Source organism: Chryseobacterium balustinum (genome assembly GCF_900168205.1).
GTDB lineage: Bacteria > Bacteroidota > Bacteroidia > Flavobacteriales > Weeksellaceae > Chryseobacterium > Chryseobacterium balustinum.
Genome location: NZ_FUZE01000007.1, coordinates 38,544 through 51,469, shown reverse-complemented (window position 1 = coordinate 51,469; position 12,926 = coordinate 38,544). Strand labels below are relative to the sequence as shown.

The 12,926-nt window shown below is 33.5% G+C and carries 11 protein-coding genes; 5 read left to right on the top strand and 6 right to left on the bottom strand.

The annotated features are described in order from the left end of the window. Window positions 1–47: 47 nt before the first annotated feature. The 4 genes from hemN to B5X64_RS10425 all read right to left on the bottom strand — a co-directional run bounded on the left by hemN (window position 48) and on the right by B5X64_RS10425 (window position 5,084). The gene (hemN, locus tag B5X64_RS10440) at window positions 48–1,406 is read right to left on the bottom strand and encodes an oxygen-independent coproporphyrinogen III oxidase (RefSeq protein ID WP_079465305.1); all 1,359 of its coding nucleotides are present in this window, start codon (window positions 1,404–1,406) and stop codon (window positions 48–50) included. Window positions 1,407–1,499: 93 nt separating this feature from the next. Then, window positions 1,500–2,408 carry a sialate O-acetylesterase gene (locus B5X64_RS10435; protein ID WP_079465159.1) on the bottom strand — a complete coding sequence of 303 codons (909 nt, stop codon included), beginning with the start codon at window positions 2,406–2,408 and terminating at the stop codon, window positions 1,500–1,502. Between the two features lie 77 nt (window positions 2,409–2,485). Beyond that, window positions 2,486–3,511 (bottom strand): WD40/YVTN/BNR-like repeat-containing protein, encoded by a 1,026-nt coding sequence (locus tag B5X64_RS10430; RefSeq protein WP_079465158.1) that lies wholly within the window; start codon window positions 3,509–3,511, stop codon window positions 2,486–2,488. 64 nt (window positions 3,512–3,575) lie between these two features. Further along, window positions 3,576–5,084 (bottom strand): APC family permease, encoded by a 1,509-nt coding sequence (locus B5X64_RS10425; RefSeq protein WP_079465157.1) that lies wholly within the window; start codon window positions 5,082–5,084, stop codon window positions 3,576–3,578. Between the two features lie 167 nt (window positions 5,085–5,251). Between B5X64_RS10425 and pnuC the strand changes: the two genes are divergently transcribed. The 5 genes from pnuC to B5X64_RS10400 all read left to right on the top strand — a co-directional run bounded on the left by pnuC (window position 5,252) and on the right by B5X64_RS10400 (window position 11,123). Beyond that, the gene (pnuC, locus tag B5X64_RS10420; protein WP_079465304.1) at window positions 5,252–5,914 is read left to right on the top strand and encodes a nicotinamide riboside transporter PnuC; all 663 of its coding nucleotides are present in this window, start codon (window positions 5,252–5,254) and stop codon (window positions 5,912–5,914) included. An 11-nt stretch (window positions 5,915–5,925) separates the two neighbouring features. Beyond that, entirely contained in the window at window positions 5,926–6,528 is a 603-nt protein-coding gene (locus B5X64_RS10415; protein WP_079465156.1) for a hypothetical protein, read from the top strand. 92 nt (window positions 6,529–6,620) lie between these two features. Further along, window positions 6,621–7,391 (top strand): diaminopimelate epimerase, encoded by a 771-nt coding sequence (gene dapF, locus B5X64_RS10410; protein WP_079465155.1) that lies wholly within the window; start codon window positions 6,621–6,623, stop codon window positions 7,389–7,391. Between the two features lie 34 nt (window positions 7,392–7,425). Beyond that, window positions 7,426–8,451 (top strand): endolytic transglycosylase MltG, encoded by a 1,026-nt coding sequence (gene mltG, locus B5X64_RS10405; protein ID WP_079465154.1) that lies wholly within the window; start codon window positions 7,426–7,428, stop codon window positions 8,449–8,451. 167 nt (window positions 8,452–8,618) lie between these two features. Further along, window positions 8,619–11,123, top strand: a complete 2,505-nt coding sequence (locus B5X64_RS10400; protein WP_079465153.1) for a TonB-dependent receptor domain-containing protein — start codon at window positions 8,619–8,621, stop codon at window positions 11,121–11,123. Window positions 11,124–11,181: 58 nt separating this feature from the next. Here B5X64_RS10400 and B5X64_RS10395 read toward each other — a convergent pair whose 3' ends face one another. Continuing rightward, the gene (locus B5X64_RS10395) at window positions 11,182–11,616 is read right to left on the bottom strand and encodes an adenylyltransferase/cytidyltransferase family protein (protein WP_079465152.1); all 435 of its coding nucleotides are present in this window, start codon (window positions 11,614–11,616) and stop codon (window positions 11,182–11,184) included. A 26-nt stretch (window positions 11,617–11,642) separates the two neighbouring features. Continuing rightward, entirely contained in the window at window positions 11,643–12,665 is a 1,023-nt protein-coding gene (galE, locus tag B5X64_RS10390; protein ID WP_079465151.1) for a UDP-glucose 4-epimerase GalE, read from the bottom strand. Between the last annotated feature and the right edge of the window lie 261 nt (window positions 12,666–12,926).

The following is a 12,926-nucleotide window of genomic DNA, read 5'->3' as shown; positions in this document are numbered from 1 at the left end:
ATACTTTAGATCAATAAAAAAGCGATTCATTTCTGAATCGCTTTTTTTTATATTGTCATTGAAAAAATTCTGGTTTCGGGCTTGTTCCTCAACATTCTGAGATCAAAAACCATCGCTACATTTCTTGTGAAAGCTCTACCCTTTTCTGTTATTTTTATTTGATTATGATTAATTTCAACCAATTCATCGCGTTCCATTTCCTGAAGCATATCAAAAGCATTTTCAAGCTCTGGAATGGCATCTTTATTTTCAAAAGTAGTTTCCAATTGGCACATTAAGTTTAGAATATGTCTTCTGATTGATAAATCTTCTTCATTTAAAACATGTCCTTTCACTACAGGGATTTCGCCTTCTTCCACAATTTTTTGGTACTCCTCAACTGTTTTTACGTTTTGAGCAAAAGCATACCAAGAATCTGAGATAGAACTCATCCCTAAACCTATCATCAATTGAGTTTTGCTCGAAGAATATCCCATAAAATTACGATGAATATCTCCTGAGATCATAGATTTGTACAACTCATCTTCTTCAAGAGAAAAATGATCCATCCCGACTTCTTTATAGCCTAATTCTTCTAATAATTTTTTTCCGTCTTCATACAATCTTCTTTTCTCTTCACCGCTTGGCAGGTCGTTTTCATCAAAACCTCTTTGTCCTACTCCTTTTATCCATGGCACATGAGCATAAGAATAATAAGCAAGACGATCCGGTTTTAGCTCTAAAGTTTTATGAATGGTAAGAGCCATACTTTCCCAATTAGAATGTGGCAAACCATAAACTAAATCGTGAGAAATACTTGTATACCCAATTTCTCTGGCCCATTCTGTAACATTTTTCACGTTTTCAAAAGGCTGAACTCTGTTGATCGCTTTCTGAACCTTCAAATCATAATCCTGCACCCCAAAACTCGCTCTTCTAAATCCTAAATCGAATAAAGTCTGAAGATGCTCTCTTGTAGTATTATTTGGGTGACCTTCAAAAGAAAATTCAGGATGTTCTGCAATTTCAACCGTATCAAAAATTCCCTGCAATAAGGTTTTTAGATTTTGCGGAGAAAAAAACGTGGGTGTTCCTCCTCCTAAATGCAGTTCTTTTAACTTCGGCTTTTCATTAAATAATTGAAGATAAAGCATCCATTCTTTTAAAACACTTTCAAGATAAGGAACTTCTACACTGTGTTGCTTTGTAATGCGCTTATGACAAGCACAAAAAGTACATAATGCTTCACAGAAAGGAAGGTGAATGTATATTGAAATTCCTTCTCCCGAATTGCTTTCATTAAAAGATTTTATCACACTTGATTTCCATTTTTCCGGAGAAAAAGTCGATTCGTCCCAATAAGGAACAGTTGGATAAGACGTATAACGCGGACCTGGAATATTATATTTATCGATTAACGAATTCATTTGAAACTTTATATTTTTTCTAAACTGATGAAATTGATACATTTCATTCTGCAAAATTAACCATTACTTCTGAATTAGAGCTTATGAATTATATTAGTCTTTCTTTTCGAAATTTATAATGAGTCTAAATACCTCGTCTGCAAAACTCTTTCCCAAATCGATGTAACCCGCACTGTCATAATGCCATGGGTCGTTTCCGTAATTGTATTTTTGGGTTGATCGAACAATCGCAGCATTTTTATCATCTCTTACAAATTTCTCCTGAGCATACTGTACCAACTCTCCCATTGGCCAGACTTTTCCTTTTTCATTTTTTCCCGAATCTGAAATTTTTCCAATAACAACCGGTAAATCACCAGTGCGTAAGGCAGCCCGCATTTGATACATCAAAGTTTTCAGATGAATATAATAATTATTGGCAATTTCTTCGTTGTAGCTTGCGTCTCCCTCCCCTTGCATCCACAAAATTCCGGACATTTGTAACTCGTCTGTTTTTCCGTTTCCGTCAATATCTTTTTCGCTTAAAGCATTTTTTACCGTATTCAGAAAATAATCATATTGATTCAATCCATTCTTACCGTGATAATCTGAATCCCAACACCCAAAACTTCCTGTCGCAAGACTGTCTATTGAAGTTCCCTCTCTTGCATATTTTATCAACGCAATTTTATCGTTTGGGAAGAGTTCTTTCATTCTTTTAGCAAACGTTACTTCCAAACCAAATCGGTCTGAAAGTGTATTTGTTTTTCCGTCAGTTTTAAATCCAGTTCCATTTCCGGCTTTCAAAACATCCCATTTTCCTGTTCCGCCATTTTTTTCTCCGTCAGGAACAGAATTCCCCTGGAAAATATAAACATCTTTAACCATTTTCAAATCATTGGGAAGATCTTTATTATAACCAAAACCATTCATATTCGACTGGCCTGCCAAAACGAAAACCCTTATTTTCTGAGTATAAAAAAATGTCGGAAGTAATAATAGAAATATTTTTAAATTTTTCATGCGAAAATTTTATCAAAGGTAATTTTAAGAAATTTCAATTCTGTTTCAATTGAAAAGATATGTTCTATCTAAAAGATTTAAAATTTTAATTTCATAAGCGAAATTTTATCTTTTCCGGCAAAAACAACCGTATTTCCATCTACCCATTTGCAAACATAAAACCCTTTTTCATCAGAAATTTTCTTCCACGTTTTTCCGAAATCTGAAGAATAACTGATGTGTTGATCTCCAACCGAAATCATTTCTTTTCCTTTTGAATTGGGTTTTATCTTTACACACGTTGTATATCCTGCATTTTTTCCTGATGCCTGAATCTGCCAGGTTTTTCCGCCGTCATTTGTTGTTGCAATATTATTAACGTTAGCTTCCTGCTTTGTGTAATCACCACCAACTGCAACTCCGAATTTTTCGTTATAAAAATCTATTGAATAAATCCCCTGAGAAGATTCACCTTGAATAAAAGGCGTTTTAAAAATGTCAAAATCTTGTGTATTCAAATTCAATCTAAAAATTCTTGAAAATGCACCGCCAGTTGCCATCCAAATAAAATTTTTAGTAGAAGAAATATTTGTATTGCTGGCTGCAAAAGCAGCTTCACCTTTATAAAGTAAAAAAGCTGATGATGTTTCTAAATGAAAATTAAAACTTCCATTTTTTTCAGAAAATGTAGGCATTTTAAATTCTAAATCATCTTCAGGGTCGCTGAATGTGTAAAATTTATCCTTATTAAAATGTAACGCATCATAAAACGCATTTTTTGCAGAATCTATTTCTACAATCTCACTTTCTAAAGTTTTTTTATCAACTCTGAAAAATATAGCCGGGCTTTCGATATTAATAGCATAAAAAGCGTCTTTATTTTGTGCTAATGTTCTAAACTGCAATTTCTTTTCAGACAGTTTGATCTGTTTTTGAGTTTTATTATTTTTTAAATCAACAAAACCGAATTTAGAATCCGTTCCACTGTACCAGACTTTGTTATCGTACAATTCGATTGCTCTGATGCTTATTTTATCATTTAAAATAGTTTCAAAAATTTCGATCTTTTGAGAAAACATCAATATACCAACCGTAGAAAATAACAAAGTGAAGATCTTTTTCATAATAACAAAAATAAAAAAATCCGCAGAAGATTAGTCTGCGGATTGTAAAGTATATATTTAAAATTTATTTTTCCATAAATTCATCGTAACCCCCTTTATTCAGAACACTGTTTCGTTTCCCATACAAGAAGTAAATCAAAAGCCCTAGAGCTAACCAACCAATTGCCATATAGATTGCACTAGGCTCTAAGTTGATGATCAAATAAATATTGATTAAAATACCTAATGATGCCACAACAGGAAGCATTGGTGTTTTGAAACCTCTTTTTAGTTCCGGTTTTTTTATTCTTAGCAACCACACTGCAAAACAAACCATTGTAAATGCAAATAAAGTCCCGAAACTACACATATGTACCAAAGTACTGATTGGTGTAAGTGCTGCAACTGTAGCTACAATTAAACCTAAAAGAATCGTGTTTTTATAAGGAGTTTTTCTTACCGGGTGAATTTCTTTAAACATTTTCGGAAGAAGACCGTCTTTTGCCATTCCCAAAAATATTCTAGACTGTCCCAACATCATTACCAATAATACAGAAATAAGTCCGATAGTTGCTGCAACGGTGATTAAGATTACTGCCCAATTCATTCCGGTAGCCTTCTCAAAAGCGACAGCAACAGGTGCCGTTAATGCATCAGGAACCGATCCAAAGTCTTTATAACTCATCATTCCCGTAAGAACCAATGACATTAAAATATATAAAGCTGTACAAACCAACAATGAAGTAATAATTGCAAAAGGGATATCTTTTCTAGGATTTTTTGCTTCTGCAGCCTGTGTAGAAACTGCGTCAAAACCAATGTATGCAAAGAAAACAGCAGCTGCTCCGGCAATAATACCGTTAAAGCCATACGCCGCTCCCATTTTTCCATCTGACTGAAGAATCATTTTTTCGTCCGGAATAAATGGTGTAAGATTATCCATATTGATAAATAGAGCTCCAACAACGATTACAAAAACAACAACAGAAGTTTTTAAAATTACAATCATATTGTTTGCGCCTGCAGCTTCTTTAGTACCTTTTACCAAAATTGAAGTAACAATCAAAACAATGATAAATGCAGGTAAATTAAATGCAAAGCTAGGTTCTGTTAAACCATGAGCTACTGCATATTGCTTTGCTGTAGCAAAATCATTGGTGAGATAATAAGGAAGCTCTACGTTAATGATTTTTAAAAATTTATTAAAATATCCGGACCAGGAAACTGCTACCGTCATCGAGCCCATCGCATATTCCAATACCAATCCCCAACCAATAAGCCAAGCGAATACTTCACCTACCGTTCCGTATGCATACGCATACGCAGAACCTTCAACGGGTAATAAAGCTGCAAATTCTGCATAGCAGAGTGCTGCAAATATACAGGCAATACCTGCAACGACGAATGATAAAGCTAAAGCAGGACCTGCATGATAATAAGCTCCGGTACCTGTAAGTACAAAAATTCCACCTCCGATAATCGCTCCGATACCAATGGCAGTAAGGCTCCATTTCCCCAGAACTCGCTTAAGCTCACTCTTTTTCATATCAGCCTCATAGGCTCCAAGCGGTTTTGTTTTCCAAATATTTGACATATTGTTTTCTTTGTTTTAAAGATTTACGAAAATATAAAAAATTTGGAGACCTTAACATTTATTGACAAACTTTCGTCAATTTATTTTAATTCCAGACTATATAAAACTGATTTACACCTATTTTAATGCATTTTAAAATGCCGTGTTTTTTGCTTATTTTTGAAGCCATGAATATGTATGACCTCTTCATAAAACCTTACGAAACATACACTGATCTGCAAATTTTCCTTGAAACTTTTGCCACTGTTCTAGGAATTATGAGCGTATTTTTTTCGATTAAAAAGAATATTTGGGTTTATCCTACAGGAATTGTTTCTACCATCATCTATGTTTATCTTCTTTTTATCGCAGGCTTGCTTGGAGATTGTATGATTAATGTCTACTATTCGGTGATGAGTGTGTACGGATGGATTTTGTGGAATAAAAGTTCTGAAGATCAAATTCACGTAGAAGTTTCCTGGGCAAAAAAGAAAGAATGGATGATGGCAGCAATACTTTTCATCTTAAGCATCTTTCTTGTAATGGTCATTTATTACTACAAACCTTACATCGATAATCGTTTTTCTGTAGAAAATATAGAATTTGGTTTTTATCATCTCGATTGGGCAAATTGGCTGGATGTTTTTACAACTTCTGTATTTTTGGTCGGAATGTGGTTGATGGCGAAAAGACGCATCGAAAGTTGGTTTTTCTGGATTTTGGGTGACCTCATTTCTATCCCGATGTATATTTATAAAGGATACGGAATAACTTCGGTTCAATATTTGGTATTTACTATGATGGCAATCTTAGGATATGTCAGCTGGAAAAAAAGTTTTAAAGAAAAATAAAGAGTACAATTATGAAAAATATATTAAAAATAACAGCAGGTCTTTTATTAGGTTTTAGTTTAACATCCTGCGCGGTCTACAGCGACAACAATGCTTACGGAGATCCATATTATGATAACGGATATTATTATGCTCCTTCGGGATATTACGGTTCTGGTGGATATTATGGTAACGACGGATATTATTACAGAGACGATATGCGATACTATTATGACAACGGAGTACCGTACTATTATGGAAGCAACAGAAATAAAGTCTATGTACAACGTAATTCTGGAGCGGTAGGAAAGGTTACAACAAGTCAAAGACCTAATAACGGTGTAGGAAACGGAAGTAATTCTTACCGATACAACAACAATCAGAGAACATATAATAATAATAATAATAATAATAATAATAATAATAATAATAAGCCTCGAAATAATTCTAACAACGGTGTGAGAAATCAAAATAATTCAAACACACGTAATCAGAGTCAGAGAAGCAGCGGGATGAGAAACCAACCGCAACCTACACAGAACAATAGCGGAAATTACAGAAACAATACGCAGACAACGCCTCAAAACAACAGTAATTCTGACAACAATCCTCAAAGAAGCGGATCAAGAAGATAATCATTCTAAATAATAAAACGGACAGCAATCGCTGTTCGTTTTTTCGTTTTAATTACATTAATTTTGCAGGCTAATTTTAGAGAAAAAGAAGTATGGAATTTTATAAATATCAGGGAACTGGAAACGACTTTGTAATGATAGACAACCGCTCTGGAGAGTGGGATTATCTTTCAATTGCAAATATTCAAAAACTTTGCGACCGCCGCTTTGGAATTGGTGCAGACGGATTGATTAAAATAAACACCGCAGCAAATGTAGACTTTGAAGTTGATTACTACAATTCTGATGGCTCAAAAAGCTTCTGTGGAAACGGAGCCCGTTGTTCGGTAGCTTTTGCTCACTTCCTTTCTATTTTTAAAGATAATAAAACCGTATTTACTGCCATTGACGGACTTCACGAAGCCGAAATCAACGGAAATATTGTAAAACTAAAAATGGGTGATGTTACAGAAATCACCAATGATGGAGAAGATTCTGTTTTAGATACGGGTTCGCCTCATTATATTAAATATGTAGAGGACATTGCCAGTTTCAACGTTTTTGCAGAAGGAAACAGCATCAGAAATTCTGAAAATTATAAAGAAAAAGGCATCAATGTCAATTTTGTGGAAAATATTTCTGACGGAGAAATATTCGTAAGAACCTATGAACGAGGCGTTGAGGACGAAACTTACAGTTGTGGAACAGGAGTTACAGCTTCTGCTTTAACTTTTTTGAAAAAAAGCAATCTAACCTCCATAAAAGTTAAAACGTTGGGCGGCGACCTTAAAGTTTATGCTGAAAAAGATGGAGAAACATTCCGTCAAATTTGGCTTGAAGGTCCTGCGAAACAAGTTTTCAGAGGAAAAGTAAATCTTCTTTAAAAAAACATAAAAACTTTTAATCTATTTAATTATAATGAAAAAAGCTATTCTCATTATTGTACTCCTTATTCTTGCGGTAGCAGGATTTTTTGGTTTAAAATTCTACAGTAAGTATTACAGAAACAATGTATCAAAAGACGGATATGTTTTGATTCCACATGGTGCAAAATTTAATCAGATTTTAGACTCCATCGCTCCTTATATTGATAATAAAGAATCATTTGTAGAAGTAGCAAAAGATAAAAGCATGGAGGAATATTTCAAACCGGGGCGTTATCATTTTGCTAAAGGAGCTAGTAATACAAGTTTGGTAAATATGATAAAAGCCGGAAATCAGTCTGAAAACTCATTCAGAATCGGTGATTTCGGGGATATTTATCAGATGGTAGGAAAAGTAAGCAAAAAGACTGAGCTAGATTCATTAAAATTCGTTAGTGACCTTGACAAAATAGCTTCTGAAAAAGGATATAAAAATGCTGAAGATCTAAAAAAATATTTCTTCATCGATACTTATAACTTTTTTTGGACGGTTACTCCAAAAGAATTTTTCAAAAAATTCGAAGATCAGTACAACGAATTCTGGACTTCTGAAAGAAAAGCCAAAGAACAACAATCTGGTTTAACAAGAGATCAAATCTATGCTTTGGCATCGATTGTTTACAAAGAATCGGGTGGAAAACCTGACGAAATGAAAACGATTGCCGGTTTATATTTAAACAGATATAAAAAAGGAATGAAATTGCAATCTGACCCAACCGTTATTTACGCAATAAACAAACAGACCAACTTTAAAGAATCTATTAAAAGAGTTTTTTATAAACACCTTTCTACTCCATCCCCTTATAACACTTACGCCAACAAAGGAATACCTCCGGGACCGATTTGTGTGGTAGATAAAAATTCTGTGGATGCGGTTTTAAATCCTGAAAAACACGATTATATCTTTATGTGTGCAGACCCTGAAAGATTTGGATTCCACAAATTTACGGCAAGTGCAGAGCAACATGTTATCAATGCAAAAGCATATCAAGACTGGTTGAATTCAAAAAATATCAAATAATAAACATATTTAACTTTATTTTAACAAATTAATAATTAACATTTGTCGTATAAAAGCGACATATCTATTAAAAATAATAAACGAATCGTGAAATTGTGATTTTAAAAGGGTTAATAAATTAATAAAATTAAAACCTTTTCATTACAGTTTTATCTAAAGAATACCTTATGAATCAGACGGAAATAATCAGTATTTTCACAAAGAAAACCTTAGGACTTACTTTTGTGTTATCTGCAGCAGCTTTTGCTTTTGCTCAGGATAAAGTGGGAGTTTCAGGAACTGTGGTTGATAAAAGCAACCAGCCTGTCGCTTACGCTTCTGTAACTTTCAGCAATAAAGCAAGTAAACTGTTGAGTGATGCTACACTTACAGATGAAAAAGGAAACTATAAACTAGACCTTACTCCGGGCAACTATGATATTACAATAGAAGCAATCGATTACAAGAAAAGCGTTATTAATAAACAAATTACAACCGCTGGAAGTATTGGTGCACTTTCTATAGAACCTGAAGCAACAAGTACCAACTTAAAAACTCAGGATATTCAGGGAGTTGTGATTACAGCAACTGCAAAACCATATAAAGTTGAGCTGGATAAAAGAACTTATGACCCGTCTCAGGATATTGTAAGTAAAGGTGGTAACCTACAGGATGTTTTATCAAACGTTCCATCGGTTTCTGTGGATACCGACGGTACAGTTTCGATGAGAGGTAGCTCAAACGTTCGTTTCTTAATTAACGGAAAACCTTCTGCCCTTCTTGGAATTGATGACGGAGCCAATGCATTGCAAAGTATTCCTGCCGATCAGATTGAAAGAATTGAAGTAATTACCAACCCTTCTTCAAAATTTGAAGCCAGCGGAACTGCAGGTATTTTAAATATTATTTTAAAGAAATCAAAAAAAACAGGTTTCAACGGTAGTGTTACCGGAACTTTGGGATATCTACCTCAAACCAATTTGAATACGAATTTAAGCTGGAGAAAAGGTAATCTTACCTGGTTCTTGAATGGTGGCGGTGGTTACCGTGAATCTAAAAATACGAATAGAAACAACGCGACTTTCTTCAACGCAGCTAATGGCGGAAGAACTCAAACTGATCAGGAATCTATTTCTAAAAACAAAAACAGCAATTATAATGTTTCTTCAGGTTTAGTTTACGATCTTTCAGATAAAACATCAGTTAACGCATCCGGGACGATAAGAACTTTTGAAAGTGATAACATGGGAAATATTACTTATGATTATCGTTTTTTGAATGCTCCAAGCTTGTTTACAGAAAGAATCAATACAGGATCTAATAACAACTTGGCTTTTCAGGGAGATTTCGGTTTAGATCACAAATTTGATGATAAGGGACAAAATATTTCATTATCATTAAGCTTACAAAGCAACAGATCTTATAACGATACCGACGTTAATCAAATTACAAATAATATTTTTGAACTTCAGAACAGCATTAGCCAAAATACAAGAAATAAGACTTTGGTAGGTAAAGCTGATTATGAGCTTCCGATAGGAGAAAACTCAAAAATTGAAGCTGGTTACAGATTAGATATCAACAATAACAATTACGACAATGATGTTTTAGAGCGTTACTCTCCTTTTGCTGATTTTCATTATTTAAACAACTTCACATACAATGCAAACTACAGAGAAATGTTTAATGCAGGATATGTACAGTTTAAAAGTAAAATCGGGAAATTGGGTTATCAGATTGGTGTAAGAAACGAATATTCAAATGTTGATATTCAGTATTCAAACTTAAATTCAGATACGAAAAACATTGATAATAAAAAGGGATACAATAATCTTTTCCCTACTATCTTCTTAAGCTACGAAATCACAAAAGACAATCAGTTTTTAGTGAATTACTCAAGAAGAATTGACAGACCGAGATCATGGTTCTTGATTCCTAATCCGAGCTATACAGATAATCAGAATATCTTTGAAGGAAATATTGATTTAAATCCTTCTTATGTAGATTCTTATGAATTGGGTTATAGTATTTCAAAAGGAAAATTTACAATTAATCCTACTCTTTATTACAAACATTCTACAGATGACGTAAAAATGTTGGTATATTCTGATGGAGGAGTTTTTAAAACTAAACCAATAAACTTAGGAACTAATGATAGCTATGGTTTAGATTTAAACTTTAACTGGGATGCTACAAAATGGTTGAAATTCTTAGGAAATGTTGATTTATTCGGATATAAAAATACCGGAATATTCAATGATTTATCTGTAGTTTCTAAACCTGTACCTTTTGATGGTAGTGGTTTTTCAGCGAGGGCACGTTTAACATCAACTTTTAAAGTAGATAAGACGTTTAGTTTCCAGTTACAAGGTTTTTATAGAGGTGGTCAAAAAACTTCGAGCATTGAAAGAAAAAGTATGTATGCTCTTAATTTTGGTGCGTCAAAAACAATTTGGAATGGTGATGGAACACTTAGTTTTAATATTCAAGATATCTTCAATACAAGAGCAATGGAATCAACAGCATATGGCGATAATTTCGTAAGAGATTCTTATATGCAATGGCAACCAAGACAGTTTGCAGTATCTTTAACGTACAGATTTAAGCAAGGTGAAAAGATTGAGCAGCCGAAAAGAAAGAAAGATGTAAATTCTAATGCTACAGGAGACGACCAACAAGGCGGACCAATGTAATATTATTCACAATCAATCATAAAAAAATCCCGAAAAGTAATTTTTTCGGGATTTTTATTTATTTAGATTTTGCCATTTCGGCTTCGTAGATTCTTTTCCTTAAATCGCTTGAAGAAAAGCGGTGATCTCTTTTATTATAAAAAATCTCAATGCCTTTTTCCTCACAATATTGTTTTCCGGTGAAATCACGATCCAAATAATCATCTCCAATAATCCTTACATCAATTACAAAAGATTTTAAAATATCTTCTAAATCTTCTTCTGTATAATAAGGAATAATCTCATCAACCGCATTCACGGCTTTCAGCTGAATATATCGCTCAACAATTGTTTGAGTAGGTTTATTCTTTGTTGGACGTTCATGTGAAGGATCAATTTGCAAACCAACAATCAGGTAATCACAAACTGTTTTAGCTTCTTCCAACATTTTGATGTGACCTGCGTGCAAAAGGTCAAATGACGAAAATGTAATGCCTATTCTTTCCGTTTTCATATCTATTTATAGGTGTTATTTCTAATTTAATTTTTTCTTGATTCTAAATACTTCTGCCATTCCCATACCGTTTTCAAAGATTCTTCCAATGAAGTTGCAGATTTCCAGTTGAGTTCTCTTTCAGCTTTATCAGCATTGGCGTAAGCAATAGTGATATCACCTTCCCTCCTATTGCAAATTTGATAAGGTACGGCAACTTCATTTGCAGATTCAAAAGCTTGTACTACTTCCAAAACCGATGAACCTTTTCCTGTCCCCAGATTATAAACATCAATGACCGTTTCTTCTGTCTCTTTATTCATTAAACTTTTCAACGCAGCAACATGAGCTTTCGCCAAATCTACTACATAAATATAGTCACGAATTGCTGTTCCGTCTTCTGTAGGATAATCATTGCCCCAAACGCTTAATTTCTCACGAATTCCAGCAGCGGTCTGCATCACATAAGGCACCAAATTATTGGGAACACCAATGGGTAATTCCCCAAGCAAAGATGAAGGATGCGCTCCAATTGGATTAAAATATCTTAATAAACAAATTTTACTTTTGTAAGACTGAGCAAAATCTTTTAAAATCTCCTCACCTATTTGCTTTGTCTTTCCGTAAACACTTTCCGGCATTTTTAGCGGAGTATTTTCGTCGATTGGCATTTTATCAGCCTGTCCGTAAACGGTACAAGATGAACTGAAAATGAAATTTGATATTTTTCTGGTTTTAAATTCCTGAAGAATATTAATTAACGAAAACAAATTATTTTCATAATAGTCAATTGGTTTTTCCTGACTTTCGCCAACCGCTTTAAAAGCTGCAAAATTAATGCATCCTTCAATATCGTGTGCCTCAAAAACCTGATGAAGAAGCTCTTTTCTTTTTAAATCAAAAGGATAAAATATAGGTCGTTTCCCTGTAATTTCTTCAATATTATGTAAAATAAATTTTTCTGAATTGGATAAATCATCAACAATGATTACTTCAAAGTTATTATTAATGAGTTCTACAACAGTGTGAGAACCAATATATCCAAGTCCGCCTGTGACTAGTATTGCCATTTTTTATTTATGTTTTTAATCTTGGAGTTTCCCAATTTGTTCTATTTCGTTATTTGGAGGTAAATGTTTTGAATAATTTATAAATACAACAGGTATTAAAATAAATAAAACATTCATAATTATGAAAGAATATATGTAATATGTAGAATCGTTAATTTTTTGATATCTAACATAAAAAAATAAGAGATGAAAAATAATCATCAACAATACAGAAGTATTTAAATACTTAAACATCATTTTTGATTCCTTAAATATACTTAT